The following is a 16,104-nucleotide window of genomic DNA, read 5'->3' on the forward strand; positions in this document are numbered from 1 at the left end:
ATTAAAACCATGAATGCGATCACGAATCGCAGCGGCACGCCATGTTCCCGCATCAGTAACTTCTTATGCTCACCTCAGGCCAGTAAAAAACCATAAAGGCCTCTATCCCCTACAGGTTGTTTCATGAGGATTTAAAAATGCTCAGTCAAATACAACGTTTTGGCGGCGCCATGTTCACCCCGGTTTTGCTGTTTCCCTTTGCCGGGATCGTGGTTGGGATCGCCATCATGCTTCGCAATCCGCTGTTTGTCGGTGAGGCCTTAACCGCGCCTGATAATCTGTTCGCGCAAATTGTTCACATCATCGAAGAGGGCGGCTGGGCGGTGTTCCGTAATATGCCGCTGATTTTTGCTGTCGGCTTACCGATTGGCCTGGCAAAGCAGGCGCAGGGCCGCGCCTGTCTGGCGGTGCTGATTAGCTTCCTGACCTGGAACTATTTTATCAACGCGATGGGGATGACCTGGGGCCACTTCTTTGGCGTCGACTTCTCTGCTGAACCCACTGCCGGCAGCGGGCTGGCGATGATTGCCGGAATCAAAACGCTTGATACCAGCATCATCGGGGCGATTATCATTTCCGGGCTCGTCACCGCCATCCACAACCGATTTTTCGACAAGCCGTTGCCGGTCTTTCTGGGGATTTTCCAGGGCACCTCGTTTGTCGTTATCCTCGCGTTCTTCGTCATGATCCCCTGCGCCTGGCTGACGCTGCTGGGCTGGCCGAAAGTGCAGATGGGCATTGAGTCGTTGCAGGCCTTTCTACGTACCGCTGGCGCGCTGGGCGTATGGGTTTATACCTTCCTGGAACGCATTCTGATCCCAACCGGATTACACCACTTTGTCTACGGCCCGTTTATCTTCGGCCCGGCTGCGGTAGAAGGCGGCATTCAGGTCTACTGGGCACAGCACCTTCAGGAATTCAGCCAGAGCACTGTGCCGCTTAAAACGCTGTTCCCGGAGGGCGGATTCGCGCTGCACGGCAACTCTAAGGTGTTTGGCTCAGTCGGTATTGCGTTGGCTATCTGGTATACCGCGTCACCGGAGAACCGCGTCAAAGTGGCAGGTCTGCTGATCCCGGCCACGCTTACCGCCGTGCTGGTGGGCATTACCGAACCGCTGGAGTTCACCTTCCTGTTTGTCTCGCCGTTGCTGTTTGCCATCCACGCCGTGCTGGCCGCAACGATGGCGACGGTGATGTATATCTTCGGGGTGGTGGGGAACATGGGCGGCGGTCTGCTGGACCAGTTCCTGCCGCAAAACTGGATCCCGATGTTCCATAACCACGCCTCGACGGTATTCACCCAGATTGGCATCGGCCTCTGCTTCACCGGGATCTACTTCGTGGTCTTCAGAACGCTTATCGAACGTCTGAATCTCAAAACGCCGGGCCGGGAAGAGAGCGAAATCAAGCTCTACAGCAAGGCCGACTATAAGGCCGCTCGTGGGCAAACCACCGCCCCGGCGGCAGCCAGCCAGCAGGTCGGACAGGCCGCTGGGTTCTTACAGGCGCTCGGCGGCGCAGCGAATATCGAAAGTATCAATAACTGCGCCACCCGCCTGCGTATCGCCCTGGTGGATATGACGAAAACCCAAAGCGATGACGTATTCAAAGCCCTGGGCGCACACGGTGTGGTGCGGCGCGGCAACGGCATACAGGTGATTGTCGGTCTGCACGTTCCTCAGGTGCGCGACCAGCTGGAATCGCTGATGAAAACCCCTTTAACAAACGAACAAACCACTCTGACAGAGGCTATATCATGAAAAAATTCTCAGTTGTTATTGCAGGCGGCGGCAGTACATTCACGCCTGGTATCGTCCTGATGCTGTTAGCCAACCGTGACCGTTTCCCGCTGCGTGCGCTGAAGTTCTATGACAATGACGGAGCACGTCAGGAGATCATCGCCGAGGCGTGTAAAATCATCCTTAAGGAGCAGGCGCCGGAGATTGAATTTAGTTACACCACCGATCCTGAAGCGGCCTTTACCGATGTGGATTTCGTGATGGCGCATATTCGCGTTGGCAAATATCCCATGCGTGAAAAAGATGAAAAAATCCCGCTGCGCCACGGCGTGCTGGGCCAGGAAACGTGCGGGCCGGGCGGCATCTCCTACGGCATGCGCTCCATCGGCGGCGTGCTGGAGCTGGTGGATTACATGGAGCAGTACTCCCCGAACGCGTGGATGTTGAACTACTCCAACCCGGCGGCGATTGTCGCGGAAGCCACGCGCCGCCTGCGTCCGAACGCGAAAATTCTCAACATCTGCGACATGCCGATCGGCATTGAAGGACGTATGGCGCAAATCGTCGGCCTGAAAGACCGCAAAGAGATGCGCGTGCGCTACTACGGTCTGAACCACTTCGGCTGGTGGACGTCGATTGAAGATCAGAACGGCAACGATCTGATGCCGAAGCTGCGCGAATACGTGGCGAAAAACGGTTATGTTCCGCCTTCGGAAGATGTGCATACTGAAGCGAGCTGGAACGATACCTTCGCCAAGGCCAAAGACGTACAGGCGCTGGATCCGGACACCATGCCGAACACCTACCTGAAGTATTACCTGTTCCCGGACTATGTGGTCGCCCATTCCAATCCGGAGCGTACCCGCGCCAATGAAGTGATGGATCACCGTGAGAAGCATGTATTCAGTTCATGTCGGGCGATTATCGAAGCCGGTCATTCTTCTGCCGGTGAACTGGAAATTGACGAACATGCGTCGTACATCGTCGATCTGGCGACCGCGATTGCCTTTAACACCCAGGAACGCATGCTGCTGATTGTGCCTAACAATGGGGCTATCCATAACTTTGATGCTGACGCGATGGTAGAAATCCCTTGTCTGGTCGGCCACAACGGACCGGAGCCGCTGACCGTGGGTGATATTCCGCACTTCCAGAAAGGACTCATGAGCCAGCAGGTGGCGGTGGAAAAACTGGTGGTGGACGCCTGGGAGCAGCGCTCGTATCAGAAACTCTGGCAGGCGATTACCCTGTCGAAAACCGTACCGAGCGCATCGGTGGCGAAGGCGATTCTGGACGATCTGATTGAAGCGAATAAAGATTACTGGCCAGAGCTGCACTAATCTTTCTAACCGGCATCGCCTGATGCCGGTCTCCTTGTCGTGGCTGAATTACGCTATGCTGAAGCCTGCATGCAGCACGACAAGGAACTTTCATGAACATTTCCCGCCTCGGTGAAGCACCGGACTACCGCTTCTCACTGGCTAACGAACGCACGTTCTTAGCGTGGATCCGCACCGCCCTGGGCTTTCTGGCCGCAGGCGTCGGCCTTGATCAGCTCGCCCCCGATTTTGCCACCCCGTTGATTCGCGAAGTGCTGGCCCTGCTGCTGTGCCTGATTGCCGGCGTGCTGGCGATTTATGGCTATCTGCGCTGGCTGAGAAATGAAAAGGCGATGCGTCTGAAGCAGGATCTCCCCTACACGCGCGGCTTGCTCATTATCAGTACGATTTTGCTGATGGTTGCGGGCGTAGTGATGTTACTGGTGCTGTATGCCGGATAGCCGCAAAGCGCGGCGGGAAGCGGACCCCGGCCTTCAGCCAGAGCGAACCTCGCTGGCCTGGCTGCGCACGCTGCTGGGGTATGGCGCGCTGATCGCTCTTGCCATTAAGCACAACTGGCACCGCACGGGGGCGCCATTCTGGATCTCCATTGTTGTGCTGGCGCTGGTAGCCATCATTTTATGGCGCTACACCCGCAGCCGTAACCTGATGGACGTGGCGCAGAACGACTTTGCGCAGCCGAAAGCGGTGCGGGATAAGTTCCTCATCGCCCTGGCCGTGCTGTCGTTGTCACTGCTGTTTGCGGTAACCCACATTCAACAAATTTTGCACCTGTAGGCCGGGTAAGGCGCAGCCGCCACCCGGCATAATTACTTCCCTTTCGCTAAATATTTCGCCATCTCGTCTTCCGGCACCATGCCGCCGCCGGTCGCCCACACCAGGTGGGTAACGTTCTCATCGGCATCGACGCGCAGCGGCCCGGCCATCCCCGCCAGCGCCGACGGCTCCAGGCGAATCCTTTCCTCCTGCGCCAGCCAGCCGAGCATGTCGTACATGCTTTGATCGGAGAGGGTATAGAACCCGTCGAGCAGGCGCTCCATCGCGCGGCCCACGAAGCCGGAGGCACGTCCTACCGCCAGACCGTCCGCCGCCGTCACGTTGTCGATACCCAGATCCTGCACGGCGATTTCATCGTGCAGCCCGGTATAAACGCCCAGCAGCATGCACGGTGAGTGCGTTGGCTCCGCAAAGAAGCAGTGGACGTTATCGCCAAAGGCCAGCTTCAGGCCAAACGCCACGCCGCCGGGACCACCGCCGACGCCGCACGGCAGGTAGACGTACAGAGGATGATCGGCATCCACCACGCGGCCCTGTTCGATAAACTGCGCCTTCAGGCGCTCGCCAGCAACCGCATAGCCCAGGAACAGCGTGCGTGAGTTCTCATCGTCAATAAAGAAGCAGTTCGGATCGCTTTCCGCCGCTTTGCGTCCCTGCTCTACCGCCACGCCGTAATCCTGCTCATATTCCACGACGATCACGCCGTGGCTGCGCAGTTTGGCTTTCTTCCACTCGCGGGCGTCGGCGGACATATGCACCGTCACCTTAAAGCCAATGCGTGCGCTCATAATGCCGATGGACATCCCCAGGTTGCCGGTTGAGCCCACCGCGATGCTGTACTGGCTGAAGAAGTCCTTAAAGCGCGGCTCCAGCAGAACGCTGTAGTCGTCTTCAACGCTCAGCAACCCGGCTTCCAGCGCCAGTTTCTCCGCATGGGTCAGCACCTCATAGATGCCGCCGCGCGCTTTGATCGAGCCGGAAATCGGCAGATGGCTGTCTTTTTTCAGCAGCAGCGTGCCTGTAACAGGCTTCGCAGATTCTTTCTCCAGCCGCGCCTGCATCGCCGGGATCGCGACCAGGTCGGATTCGATAATCCCGCCCGTTGCCGCCGTTTCCGGGAACGCTTTCGCCAGATACGGCGCGAAGCGTTTCAGGCGCGCGTGCGCGTCGTCTACGTCGGCTTTCGTCAGCCCGACATACGGCAATCCTTCCGCCAGCGTCGTGGTGCGAGGGTTAAGCCAGGTGGTTTCTTTCAGGGCAATCAGATCCTCAACCAGAGGAAACTGTGCGGTTAAAGTAGTGATAGTTGCGTTTTCCATAATACGTCTCTTCGCGCTCAGATAATGAAAGAAAGCAGGAATGTGCCGCCAAGTGCAAGCACCGAGGCGATAAACGTCGCCGTCGTATAGTATTTGAAGGTCTCATTCAGGGTCGCGCCGCAGTACTGCTTCACCAGCCAGAAGAGAGAGTCGGTCACGATCGTGCAGCCAATAGCGCCGGACCCGATGGCAATGGTGATGATCTCCGGGCTTACGTTCGGGTAGAGCGGCAGCATCGGCGCCACTATCGCCGTGGCACCCATCATCGCTACCGTTGCCGAACCCACGGCGGCGTGCAGCACCAGTGCCACCAGCCAGGCGAGAAGGATAGGGTGCATATGCAGGTTCGAGAGAATATGCGCCAGCGTCTCCGCCAGACCACTGATTTTAAGGATGGCGTTGAACGCCCCGCCCGCACCGATAATCAGCAAAATGTTGGCGATAGAGCCAAAGCCGTGCTCCGTATGGATCAGCATTGCGCCCATGCCCATGTGCTGGCGGATCCCCAGCAGGTAGTAGGCGACAAACACGGCGATAAACATCGCGGTGATGGGGTTGCCGATAAACTCCAGCAGGGTATACAGCGAGCCTTCTTTTGCCATGTTCAGCTCGGCAATGGTTTTCACCAGCATCAGGGCAATCGGCAGCAGCACGGTGAACAGCGTGGCGCCCAGCGACGGCAGAGTGTGCTCTTCCCGCACCTTCAGGTCTGAAAATTCCGCCGGAACCGGCTTATAGGGCAGACGATCGCCGAGCAGCTTCAGGAACAGCGGGCCGCCAACCAGAGACGCCATCAGGCCCACCATCAGACCGTAGACAATCACCGTCCCGACGTCCGCCCCTAATTTGTTGGTGACAAATAGTGCGGCCGGATGCGGAGGCACCACGCAGTGCACTGCCATTAGTGCGGTACAGAGCGGAATGGCCAGCTTGAGCAGCGACGTGTTGGTCTTTTTGGCGATGGAAAACGCCAGCGGGATCAGCAGTACCACGCCCACTTCCACAAACAGCGTAATGCCGCAGATCAGGCCGACCAGGACCATAATCACGTCCGCCGACAGCCAGCGGCAGCGCTGCAACGTAATCCCGATGCGCTCTGCCGCGCCGGAGACTTCCATCATTTTGCCGAGAATAGTGCCAAGACCGATAACCGCCGCCAGGAAGCCCAGCGTACCGCCAATCCCGCTCTCAATGGCGTTAACCATATCCAGCGGGCTCATCCCCATCATCGCGCCAACGAAAAAGCTTGCCAGCAGCAGCGCGAGGAACGGGTGAAACTTCAGTTTTACGATGGTTAAAACAATCAACACGATGCTGACAAGCAGCGTTGCCACAACCCAGACCTGAGATCCCATATCTCACCTCACCCTTATGTCATCTGGGGATATTGGACGAAAAAACGGCTTGGGCTGACAAACGATATAAATTGGCGTTCAGATGAGCCAGATTGGATCAACTGAGTGACTGGACTCTAAAAAGCGCACTTATTTTGCCGTTGGTTCACATAAATTCATTCTTGAGCGGTATGCTGAACGCAGAAATTACGTGTGGGAATTGTGATGACCGATGCGAATGAAGCCAGAAACCGGCTGTTAAACGGCTGGCAGCTGTCGAAAATGTACACCTTTGAAGTGGCTGCCCGGCATGAGTCCTTCGCCCTGGCGGCGGCGGAGCTGTCGCTCAGCCCCAGCGCGGTGAGCCACCGCATTAACCTGCTGGAAGAGGAGCTGGGCATTCAGCTGTTTGTCCGCTCACACCGTAAAGTGGAGCTGACGCAGGAAGGCAAGCGCGTTTACTGGACGCTGAAATCGTCCCTCGACACCCTGAATCAGGAGATCCTGGACATTAAAAACCAGGCGCTGTCAGGTACGCTAACGGTGTACTCCCGGCCCTCGATCGCCCAGTGCTGGCTGGTGCCGATGCTGGGGGATTTTACCCGCCGCTACCCGTCGATTTCACTTACTATTCTGACTGGTAATGATTACGTCAACATGCAGCGAACCGGCATCGATCTGGCGCTCTATTTCGACGATACGCCGCCAAACCACCTTTCTCATCACTTTTTGATGGATGAAGAGATTTTGCCCGTCTGCTCGCCAGCGTATGCCCGGGAGCATGAACTGCTGAAAAACCCCCATAACCTCAGCCACTGCACGTTACTGCACGACCGTCAGGCCTGGAGCAATGATTCCATGAGTGGCTGAGCTGGGCGCAGCATTTCGCGGTGAATATGCCGTTATCATCGGGTATTGGCTTCGATCGTTCTGATTTAGCCATTATCGCGGCCATGAATAATGTCGGGGTGGCGATGGGGAGAAAGCGGCTGGTGCAAAAACGTCTCGAACGGGGGGAGTTGATCGCACCTTTTGATGGGGAAACCCTCAAGTGCCATCAGCATTATTACGTCTCAACGCTTCCCGGCCGTCAGTGGCCGAAAATTGACGCCTTTATCGGCTGGCTAAGAGAGCTGGCGGGTTGAAGAATTATTACGCTTTCGCTCTACACCAAATGTGAAAAAGCGTGCTAAATACAGGTAATGCTTTTGATTTTTCCAGGGTAAACCGTGTTAAAGCCTTTTATTGCCACTGCGATCTTACTCTCTTCCGGCTGGGCGACTGCCGCTGAGCCGCCGCTGACGGCTGCCCGTTATGCGCAGCAGCTGGGCGTCGGGATGGATGTGGACTGGGCACGCACCGAGCGCGGTATCCGCGAATTCGACCCGCTGGTGGTCCGTGATTTTCAGGCGAAAGGCATACACCATGTCCGTATTCGGGTGGCGGGCGAACCGACGGAAGCGCGGCTGATTCACCTGCGTAAGCTGGTGGAGGCATGCGAGCAATACGGCGTCATCCCCATCATCGCTTATCAGGCCGATGAATATAAAAACGACCCGAAAGCGGATACCGAAAAAGAGGTGATTAACTGGTGGATTGCCGTGGCGCACTATTTTGGTCAGCGCTCGCCGTTGCTGGGCTTTGACCTGATCTACGAACCGGCGGACAAGCTCAACCACAACGTTGCTTCGCTCAACCGGGTGTATGAGAAAGCGATCAAAGACATTCACGCCATTGATGCCAGCCGCATGATTTTTATCGCCCCTCGTCTGCGCGCCGCGCCGGAGGATTTATCCACCCTGAAGCTGCCCGCGCACAGCCAGAATTACCTGCTGGCGGAGTGGCATATTTTCCCCTGGGGTCCGCTGAAAACGAACGGTAAATACCCGTGGACGTCCGGAACTGCGGCTGAGAAAGCGGCTATCCGTAACCGAATCAACGCCGCGCTGCACTGGCAACAAAAAACCGGGCATGTGAGCTGGGTTGGCGGCTGGGGGGTGGGCGAATCGAAAAGCCTGACGCCAACCGCCTCGCAGATGGCGTGCGAGCTGCAACATGCCAACATCCCGTATGCGATAAACGCCGATGTTCAGTTTTATGACGGGGAAGAGGGGGCGTGGCGGCCTGCCCCAGAGCGGCTATTGCAGGCGATGATTGCGCCCGTCTGTGAAAAGCCCGGCGAGAAGCCGGGCCATCATGCGGTTAAACCGGCTGTTCGTGATGCGAGACACGCGACGCCAGCGGCAGCCAGCACAGCAAAATCAGCAGCCCCATCAGGGTCATCAGCAAGCCTAAACTCGCCTGCCCGGTCTGCGGCATCATAGCCGAAAGCCAGGCCAGCGCGCCGGAACCGATGTTCTGCAAACCGCCCACCAGCGCGCCTGCCGTGCCTGCGAGGAACGGGAACGGCTCCATCGCGCCGCTGGTGGCGAGGGGAAACAGCATGCCCGCGCCGAAGAAGAACAGCGCTGCCGGGATGAGCAACGTCCAGACCGACATCACGTCAAACAGCCCCGGGATCCACATCATCAGCCCGGCCAGCAGACAGCTGATCACCGACTGCCACATCAGGGTGGAGAAACGCTTGTTCGGACGTCCGGCGAACCATGCGCCGAAGAACGCCGCCGGGATCGGCAGAATAAACAGAATACTCACCACCATACTGCTCAGGCCAAGGCCCGCGCCCAGCAGCACGCCGGAACAGGCTTCAAACACCGCAATGCCCGCCAGGCCGCCGATTAGCATCAACAGATAACAGGTAAAGGATCCATTACCGAACAGCGTTTTGTAGCTGGCGATGAGCTTCGTGCGCGGCGCGTCTTTTGGGCGGGTTTCCGGCATCCAGCGCCCCATGCTGAAGGTGACAATAATGCACAGCACCAGCAGGAAGGCATAACAGGCGCGCCAGGACCAGACGGTGTCCAGCAGACCCCCAATCAGCGGGGCCAGCAGCGGGCTGACCAGAATACCCATATTTAACAGACTGTTGGCGTGGCGAAGCTGTGTGCCCTGGTACATATCACGCGGCAGGGTACGCGCCATAACCCCGCCGACGCCGGTGCCCACACCCTGAAGGGCGCTGGCGGCAATCAGGACGGTCAGGCTGTGAGTGGTAATGGCGATCATCGTCGCTACCATGAAAATGCTCATGCCCACCAGAATGACCGGACGACGCCCGACGCGATCGGACAGGGGACCATAAACCAGCTGTGAAACGCCATAGGTTAGCAGATAGGCTGCCATCACGCTCTGTACTGCACCTTCGCGGACGCTCAGATCTTTTGCCATATCGGCAATCGCCGGAATGTAGATGGTTTGCGCCATCTGCCCGACGGCCACCAGTAACACCAGCATCAACAATAAGTTCACGTTCCGTTGCTTTTTCATGTCGCTGAATACTTTTGCCAAAAGAGATAAATGAAGAATAAGTGACTATGCATTCCCATAAATGCGCGAGGAATCTACCACAGAGGGATGACAATTTAAGCATTACTGTGATGAATGACAGAAGACGTGAAGGCAGGATTTGTAAACAAGATCGGCAACTAATGTTGCCAGCGAATTACGCCAGGCGCAGCAGGATCGCACCGGCAGCAATTCCCAGTGCCGCCGCGATGCGCAGGCCGGCAACCTTCTCTTTTAAAAGCACAAATGCGATTAATGCGCCGAAGAGAATAGAGGTTTCACGCAGTGCGGCGACCACAGCCAGCGGTGCCTGGGTCATCGCCCAGAGTGCCAGACCGTAAGATCCCATCGTCCCGACGCCGCCGAGCAGCCCTTTTTTCCAATGCAGGCGCAGGTAGCTGGACGCTTCGCGACGCCGCGCCACCATTGCCCAGCTCAGCAGACAGAAACCGTTCATGAAGAAGGTCCAGAGCGTGTAGCCCAGCGCAGTGTCCGAGAGTCGCACACCGGTGCCGTCCACCAGGGTATACCCGGCGATAAAACAGGCGTTCAGCAGCGCCAGCCAGATCCCCTTGCGTGACTGCATGCGGCCGTTCATCGCCATCGCCAGAATCGAAAGACAAATGACCCCGATGCCGGACCACGCAAACCGGGAGAGATGATCCCCGAGCACCATTACGCTGATCAGCGCCACCAGCAGAGGGGCCGTCCCGCGCATAAGGGGGTAGGTCTGGCTCATGTCGGAGACCTGATAAGTTTTTGCCACCAGTACCGTATACACCACCTGTAACGCACAGGAGACGAACAAATATGGCCAGCTTGCGGCAGTTGGCTGAGGAGAGAAGGGCAGTAAAATCAGGGCAATAAGCGCGGCTGAACCGCTGACCCCGATCGCCGAGTAGAGTTTATCCGTTCCGGCTTTAACGATGGCGTTCCAGCTGGCATGCAGCAGTGCGGCGAACAGTAAAATGCAGAAAACGGTGATGGTCATGGCGTATCGGTTGGTGAAATGTCATCCAACTGTAACATTCACCCGTCGATGCTGCCAGCCGCTTACACTGCGCAAAAAAGGCGGTGCGTCACCCGGGGTTCGTCTGACACCAGCCTGAAGCCCGCCCGATGGTAAAATCCGTACGCGGTTTCCGGCGCATGGGTATTAAGAAAATCAAACCAGATGCTGGCATCCGCCATCACCACGGTCAAAAGTTGTTTGCCAATGCCCTGCCCACGGCACTTTTCGCTGACGTAGAGATGACGAATACGTCCGGCGCGCGGCTGCTGGCTGAACGGATCGCGGTTGAGGCCGCACACGCCCACCAGCCTGCCGTTAAGAAACGCCCCCAGCAGCTTTTCACCCGGCGTGTTAAAGCGGTTTTCACCCCGCTGCCAGTTTTCTTCCAGCCTGCGCAGCATATTGAAATTCAACGCGATACTCTCCGCCTTCAGGGCGATATAGCCCGGTTCATCAGGCGTAACAGGCTCAATTAACAGACGCGACATAGCATTCCCTCGTTATTAAAGAGGGGCGGTTGCCCGCCCCTCTCAGGTGCGACTTGAACCTGAATCACCGAACGTATTTCAGGACAGCATCAAGCAGTTGCAATACAGCAACAATGAGTTTGAGGACAAGTATGACCATATCCACGACGCTCATACGCGTCTCCTTTTGGTTAAAAGGAGCACGATGCTGGCGTACCTTTCCGCCGCCTGTGGCCAGCACCTGGATTGACGTAACACAGTGTGCTCACTTCAGGGGTTAAGGCACTGACGGCACCACCCGTTTCAGCCAGGACTTCGTTGCGCCGGTAAACTGCGGCCCCCTCGCTCACTGCGAACACCCTCAGTATAGATAAATACTGTATGCATGAACAGTATTTTATGGACAAATTTTGGAAGGCGATCCATACTCAAAAACGTCAAAATCCGTGCCGGAATTGCGCGTTCGTCTTCGATCGCGTATACTTTTCGCGTTGACGTAACACAGTGTGTTCTGCGGCGACCAACCGCAAAACCCTGATAAAAACCTCGCTTAGGCGGGGTTTTTTGTTTTCTGGACTGCCCATAAAAAGACTGCTGTAAAAGCGAGGTTTCTGCTATTTAGCTTCGTTGTGAACGGGATAGCATCGCTTATGCAACTTTCTTTATAGAGATAGGTATTAGACTCATTTTGCAATGATTAAACTAAAAATGTGTGAACTAATAAAAACCGCTAATGCCCTTCAAGTAATTAAGTTGTTTCGTATATAACCTTAATAAATAAAATCGTACTGACTTATTTTATGTGAATGTTTATGTAAAGCAATTTTACTGGTTTGAATTTCTGGACTTTTCAATGTATATTTCTATAGCCACAATAATTGTGTGGATACATTATGCAAGCATCTGATTATTTAAAGATGAAGTTCCAGAGTGACAGGCAGTTGGCTATTTATGGACAGCAAGGTGTTGCAGGAACATGGCGAGCATTAAAGGGGATTGGCTCTGATATTTACTCAGGAATTGAGTGTGTAAGTTGGTACTCATCATGCTTAACCCCCAGCTATCACGATGTGTGTGACGAGCTTCTCTCCGAAGAAAAGAGAATGTACCTCTCAATCCTCTCGCTTTACCGTTATCGCGATGTAATAGCACACATGCTCTATCTTTATTTTGAACATGTTATTTCCGATTCAGAAAACGGGAATGAACACAATCGCGTTCGCAAGATAGATTCAATAGTAACAGGGCTTGTTAATAACATACCGACCAGCAAGGCCGCGCGTTTAGCAATAGCATGGGGTCTGGCCAAATCCCTGTCCGAATCAGGCCTGCTGTCTGAAATCGTCGTCGAACGGCTTGCACGCCGCGTACCTAACGTTGTCATGGCGCTTCAATTGATTGGAACGGAACAGAAGTGCGCTCTTGCTGCTCGCCGCCTGAAAACATTGGACCCTAAGTATTACGCCACCCTCTATGCCGCACAACTGGAGATGCTTTACTACTTTTTTGAGCCTTTCCTGTCTGAACTCATTAAGAAGGTGCAGTTGGGATTCTATAAGGATTTCGATGCAATTTATAAAGACTTAAAGGGCAAGGAGCATGTTTAAGAGTCTGTTATCAATTCTATTTACGGATATTTTATTTCCTGTTTATATTTTTGCGTGCGCCTCCTTGTTCCTGTGGTTGGTGCCTGACCACTGGGTATTACTAACATTCATTTCTATCATTGTATTTATTATTGTACATCCGATAATTTTCGGCCACTTTGATAAGTACGATTAAATAATATAAAAAGGATTTTTTTATGTCAAACCCAGCTTATTTGTTTTTAACAGATGAAAATGGTTCTCCCATGGTTGGCTCTTGCCTTGTGTCAGGGCGTGAAGGTGCAATTGAACTCAAATCGTTCACTCATAATGTCAACATTCCAGTCGACGGAAATACCGGAAATTAACGGGCACGCGCATACACATGCCCGTCATGTTTCAGAAGGAATTTGATCGTGTAACCCCGATTTTATTTCGGGCGCTGAGTACGGGAAGAATGCTCAAGTCAGCCACTATTAAGATGTATCAGATTAATGAGGCGGGTTTAGAATAGGAATATTTTAATATCCTCCTTGAGAATGTGAAAATAACCTCAATCACACCAGACCTGTATCCCGGCGCAAACACCGGAACACACCTTAAAACGGTTCTTATACGCTACGAGAAAATCACCTGGAAGTATTGTGACGGCAATGTCATCTATAGTGATGCCTGGAATGAGCGAGCAACTTACTGAAACGTGATCCCTGACGCATTTTTGCGCAGATGAAAATATTTCCATTGTCACGCCCGAAAACCTGTGTTTGTATAAATCCAATCAATGATTCCAAACACAGGTCCCCAATGACTTCATCCATCTTCACTTCGACCCTACTAAAAACTGCGCAACCTGCCGCAGTGGTCGTCGTGCGTGTGGTGGTGGTCGTCGGCAATGCGCCGTAGGGACTGGATCAACACACGAATCCAAAACCCCGCCGGCGCAAACCGGGCGGGGTTTTTCGTTTAGGACCCCTCCCGGATACGCTAAGTAGTTCGGGTTGCAGGAAGGCGGCAAGTGAGCGAATCCCCAGGAGCGTACATAGGTACGTGACTGGGGTGAGGGAACGCAGCCAACGCATCTGCAACCTGAACTACGACGCGTAAAGCTGGCTCAGAAGAAAAGGACTGGAGCATGGCAAGTTCGGGCACAACATCCACCAAGACGCGTTTTACAGGCGCGCAGCTGATTGTTCATTTACTGGAACGACAGGGCATCACCACCGTTGCGGGCATCCCGGGTGGGACCGTGCTGCCGCTGTATGATGCGTTAAGCCAAAGCACACAGATCCGCCACGTGCTGGCGCGCCACGAGCAGGGCGCAGGCTTTATCGCCCAGGGCATGGCGCGTACCCAGGGTAAACCGGCGGTCTGTATGGCCTGTAGCGGGCCGGGCGCCACTAACCTGGTGACCGCCATCGCCGACGCGCGTCTCGACTCCATTCCGCTGATCTGCATTACCGGCCAGGTGCCGTCCTCGATGATCGGCACCGATGCGTTCCAGGAAGTCGATACCTACGGCATCTCTATCCCCATCACCAAACATAACTATTTAGTTCGCGATATCAGCGAGCTGCCTCAGGTTATCAGCGATGCGTTCCGCATTGCGCAGTCTGGCCGCCCGGGCCCGGTGTGGATAGACATTCCTAAGGATGTCCAGACCGCAGAGATCGAGATCGACATTCTGCCGGAGCCGGGCGAGCGTGCCCCCGCGCCGGAGTTCAGCGCTGAGAGCGTGCGCGATGCGGCGGCAATGATCAACGCCGCCAAACGCCCGGTGCTGTATCTGGGCGGCGGGGCGATCAACGCCGCGGATGAAATCCGCCAGTTTGCGGAAAAAGCCAACCTGCCGACCACCATGACCCTGATGGCGCTGGGTATGCTGCCCAAAGCGCATCCATTGTCTTTAGGGATGCTGGGCATGCACGGCGCGCGCAGCACCAACTACATCCTGCAAGAGGCGGATTTGCTGATAGTTATGGGGGCGCGTTTTGATGACCGGGCGATTGGCAAAACCGAGCAGTTCTGCCCGAACGCCAAAATCATTCACGTGGATATCGACCGCGCCGAGCTGGGTAAAATCAAGCAGCCGCACGTGGCGATCCAGGGCGACGTGGCCGAGGTGCTGGCGCAGCTGATCCCGCAGACGGTGGCAACCGACCGCGCCGACTGGCGCCAGCTGGTGGCCGATCTGCAACGCGAGTTCCCGGGCGCTATCCCAACCGAGGGCGACCCGCTGAGCCACTATGGTCTTATCAACGCTGTTGCCGCCTGCGTGGATGACAGCGCGATTATCACCACCGACGTCGGCCAGCATCAGATGTGGACTGCCCAGGCGTATCCGCTGAACCGCCCGCGCCAGTGGCTGACCTCCGGCGGCCTTGGCACCATGGGCTTCGGCCTGCCCGCAGCGGTTGGCGCGGCGCTCGCCAACCCGGACCGTAAGGTGATCTGCTTCTCCGGTGACGGCAGCCTGATGATGAATATTCAGGAGATGGCGACGGCGGCCGAAAACCAGTTAGACGTCAAAATCATTCTGATGAACAACGAGGCGCTGGGTCTGGTACACCAGCAGCAGAGCCTGTTCTATAAGCAGGGCGTGTTTGCGGCGACCTATCCGGGGATGATCAACTTCATGCAGATTGCCGCTGGTTTTGGCCTGCACACCTGCGATCTGAACGCCGAAGAAGATGCCCACGCGGCGTTGCAGGATGCGATTTCTCGCCCTGGCCCGGCGTTGATCCACGTGCGTATCGACCCTGAACAAAAAGTGTATCCGATGGTGCCGCCGGGTGCGGCCAATACTGAGATGGTGGGGGAATAAGCCATGCAGAAACAACATGATAACGTCATTCTGGAACTCACCGTCCGCAACCACCCTGGCGTCATGACCCACGTCTGCGGGCTGTTTGCCCGCCGGGCATTTAACGTGGAAGGCATTCTCTGCCTGCCGATTCAGGGCAGCGAGCACAGCCGCATCTGGCTACTGGTCAACGACGACCAGCGTCTGGAGCAGATGATAGCGCAGATCGACAAGCTGGAAGACGTCACCAACGTGGCGCGCAACCAGTCCGATCCCACCATGTTTAACAAAATTGCGGTGTTTTTCGAGTAAATCGCTTAAGGTA

The 16,104-nt window shown here is 55.6% G+C and carries 14 protein-coding genes and 3 pseudogenes; 11 read left to right on the forward strand and 6 right to left on the reverse strand.

Annotated features, from left to right (window positions below; genetic code table 11):
• The first annotated feature begins 137 nt into the window (after nt 1-137).
• The 4 genes from ACOTXD_RS17305 (at nt 138) to ACOTXD_RS17320 (ending at nt 3,856) form a co-directional block, all read left to right on the forward strand.
• A complete protein-coding gene (locus ACOTXD_RS17305) occupies nt 138-1,760 on the forward strand; it encodes an alpha-glucoside-specific PTS transporter subunit IIBC (protein ID WP_061856897.1) in 1,623 nt (540 codons plus the stop codon).
• Nucleotides 1,757-3,079: a 6-phospho-alpha-glucosidase gene (locus ACOTXD_RS17310; RefSeq protein WP_003861082.1), complete on the forward strand. Its 1,323-nt coding sequence runs from the start codon at nt 1,757-1,759 to the stop codon at nt 3,077-3,079. Before ACOTXD_RS17305 ends, ACOTXD_RS17310 begins: the two co-directional genes overlap by 4 nt.
• 92 nt (nt 3,080-3,171) lie before the next feature.
• Nucleotides 3,172-3,519, forward strand: a complete 348-nt coding sequence (locus ACOTXD_RS17315) for a YidH family protein (RefSeq protein ID WP_003861080.1) — start codon at nt 3,172-3,174, stop codon at nt 3,517-3,519.
• Nucleotides 3,509-3,856, forward strand: coding sequence for a DUF202 domain-containing protein (locus ACOTXD_RS17320; RefSeq protein ID WP_003861078.1), 348 nt, complete (start codon nt 3,509-3,511; stop codon nt 3,854-3,856). Before ACOTXD_RS17315 ends, ACOTXD_RS17320 begins: the two co-directional genes overlap by 11 nt.
• Before the next feature lie 32 nt (nt 3,857-3,888).
• Here the strand turns inward: ACOTXD_RS17320 and dsdA are convergent, their stop codons facing one another.
• Nucleotides 3,889-5,175 carry a D-serine ammonia-lyase gene (gene dsdA, locus ACOTXD_RS17325; RefSeq protein WP_022650093.1) on the reverse strand — a complete coding sequence of 429 codons (1,287 nt, stop codon included), beginning with the start codon at nt 5,173-5,175 and terminating at the stop codon, nt 3,889-3,891.
• A gap of 17 nt (nt 5,176-5,192) precedes the next feature.
• Complete coding sequence (dsdX, locus tag ACOTXD_RS17330) at nt 5,193-6,530, reverse strand: D-serine transporter DsdX (RefSeq protein WP_032660886.1); 1,338 nt, start codon at nt 6,528-6,530, stop codon at nt 5,193-5,195.
• 204 nt (nt 6,531-6,734) lie between these two features.
• Between dsdX and dsdC the strand changes: the two are divergent.
• Both dsdC and ACOTXD_RS17340 read left to right on the forward strand, forming a co-directional pair.
• Nucleotides 6,735-7,654: pseudogene (gene dsdC / locus ACOTXD_RS17335) on the forward strand (DNA-binding transcriptional regulator DsdC).
• 84 nt (nt 7,655-7,738) lie between these two features.
• Nucleotides 7,739-8,806 (forward strand): annotated as a pseudogene (locus ACOTXD_RS17340) (cellulase family glycosylhydrolase); the annotation flags it as partial.
• Here the strand turns inward: ACOTXD_RS17340 and emrD are convergent.
• The 4 genes from emrD to tisB all read right to left on the reverse strand — a co-directional run bounded on the left by emrD (nt 8,712) and on the right by tisB (nt 11,568).
• The gene (emrD, locus tag ACOTXD_RS17345) at nt 8,712-9,896 is read right to left on the reverse strand and encodes a multidrug efflux MFS transporter EmrD (RefSeq protein ID WP_003861070.1); all 1,185 of its coding nucleotides are present in this window, start codon (nt 9,894-9,896) and stop codon (nt 8,712-8,714) included. The pseudogene ACOTXD_RS17340 and the gene emrD sit on opposite strands and share 95 nt — an antisense overlap.
• A gap of 175 nt (nt 9,897-10,071) precedes the next feature.
• Nucleotides 10,072-10,905, reverse strand: coding sequence for a DMT family transporter (locus ACOTXD_RS17350; protein ID WP_003861067.1), 834 nt, complete (start codon nt 10,903-10,905; stop codon nt 10,072-10,074).
• Between the two features lie 62 nt (nt 10,906-10,967).
• Nucleotides 10,968-11,414: a GNAT family N-acetyltransferase gene (locus tag ACOTXD_RS17355; protein WP_061856896.1), complete on the reverse strand. Its 447-nt coding sequence runs from the start codon at nt 11,412-11,414 to the stop codon at nt 10,968-10,970.
• Between the two features lie 64 nt (nt 11,415-11,478).
• Complete coding sequence (gene tisB, locus ACOTXD_RS17360; RefSeq protein ID WP_017383683.1) at nt 11,479-11,568, reverse strand: type I toxin-antitoxin system toxin TisB; 90 nt, start codon at nt 11,566-11,568, stop codon at nt 11,479-11,481.
• A 718-nt stretch (nt 11,569-12,286) separates the two neighbouring features.
• On the opposite strand from tisB, the gene ACOTXD_RS17365 reads away from it, so the two are divergent.
• The 5 genes and pseudogenes from ACOTXD_RS17365 (at nt 12,287) to ilvN (ending at nt 16,091) form a co-directional block, all read left to right on the forward strand.
• Entirely contained in the window at nt 12,287-13,000 is a 714-nt protein-coding gene (locus ACOTXD_RS17365; protein ID WP_059370128.1) for a hypothetical protein, read from the forward strand.
• Nucleotides 13,001-13,197: 197 nt separating this feature from the next.
• Nucleotides 13,198-13,676, forward strand: a pseudogene (locus ACOTXD_RS17370) (Hcp family type VI secretion system effector).
• 107 nt (nt 13,677-13,783) lie between these two features.
• Nucleotides 13,784-13,882 carry an ilvB operon leader peptide IvbL gene (ivbL, locus tag ACOTXD_RS17375; protein ID WP_057979964.1) on the forward strand — a complete coding sequence of 33 codons (99 nt, stop codon included), beginning with the start codon at nt 13,784-13,786 and terminating at the stop codon, nt 13,880-13,882.
• Between the two features lie 229 nt (nt 13,883-14,111).
• Nucleotides 14,112-15,800, forward strand: coding sequence for an acetolactate synthase large subunit (gene ilvB / locus ACOTXD_RS17380; RefSeq protein WP_003861056.1), 1,689 nt, complete (start codon nt 14,112-14,114; stop codon nt 15,798-15,800).
• Between the two features lie 3 nt (nt 15,801-15,803).
• Nucleotides 15,804-16,091: an acetolactate synthase small subunit gene (ilvN, locus tag ACOTXD_RS17385; RefSeq protein ID WP_003861055.1), complete on the forward strand. Its 288-nt coding sequence runs from the start codon at nt 15,804-15,806 to the stop codon at nt 16,089-16,091.
• The last annotated feature ends 13 nt before the right edge of the window (nt 16,092-16,104 follow it).

This window comes from Enterobacter cloacae complex sp. CDL013, assembly GCF_049238805.1.
In the GTDB taxonomy this organism is placed as follows: domain Bacteria; phylum Pseudomonadota; class Gammaproteobacteria; order Enterobacterales; family Enterobacteriaceae; genus Enterobacter; species Enterobacter hormaechei_C.

Coding starts and splice junctions, on each gene's coding strand:
- ACOTXD_RS17305 (WP_061856897.1), top strand. CDS start 138: ATGCTCAGTCAAATACAACGTTTTGGCGGCGCCATGTTCACCCCGGTT.
- ACOTXD_RS17310 (WP_003861082.1), top strand. CDS start 1,757: ATGAAAAAATTCTCAGTTGTTATTGCAGGCGGCGGCAGTACATTCACG.
- ACOTXD_RS17315 (WP_003861080.1), top strand. CDS start 3,172: ATGAACATTTCCCGCCTCGGTGAAGCACCGGACTACCGCTTCTCACTG.
- ACOTXD_RS17320 (WP_003861078.1), top strand. CDS start 3,509: ATGCCGGATAGCCGCAAAGCGCGGCGGGAAGCGGACCCCGGCCTTCAG.
- dsdA (WP_022650093.1), bottom strand. CDS start 5,175: ATGGAAAACGCAACTATCACTACTTTAACCGCACAGTTTCCTCTGGTT.
- dsdX (WP_032660886.1), bottom strand. CDS start 6,530: ATGGGATCTCAGGTCTGGGTTGTGGCAACGCTGCTTGTCAGCATCGTG.
- emrD (WP_003861070.1), bottom strand. CDS start 9,896: ATGAAAAAGCAACGGAACGTGAACTTATTGTTGATGCTGGTGTTACTG.
- ACOTXD_RS17350 (WP_003861067.1), bottom strand. CDS start 10,905: ATGACCATCACCGTTTTCTGCATTTTACTGTTCGCCGCACTGCTGCAT.
- ACOTXD_RS17355 (WP_061856896.1), bottom strand. CDS start 11,414: ATGTCGCGTCTGTTAATTGAGCCTGTTACGCCTGATGAACCGGGCTAT.
- tisB (WP_017383683.1), bottom strand. CDS start 11,568: ATGAGCGTCGTGGATATGGTCATACTTGTCCTCAAACTCATTGTTGCT.
- ACOTXD_RS17365 (WP_059370128.1), top strand. CDS start 12,287: ATGCAAGCATCTGATTATTTAAAGATGAAGTTCCAGAGTGACAGGCAG.
- ivbL (WP_057979964.1), top strand. CDS start 13,784: ATGACTTCATCCATCTTCACTTCGACCCTACTAAAAACTGCGCAACCT.
- ilvB (WP_003861056.1), top strand. CDS start 14,112: ATGGCAAGTTCGGGCACAACATCCACCAAGACGCGTTTTACAGGCGCG.
- ilvN (WP_003861055.1), top strand. CDS start 15,804: ATGCAGAAACAACATGATAACGTCATTCTGGAACTCACCGTCCGCAAC.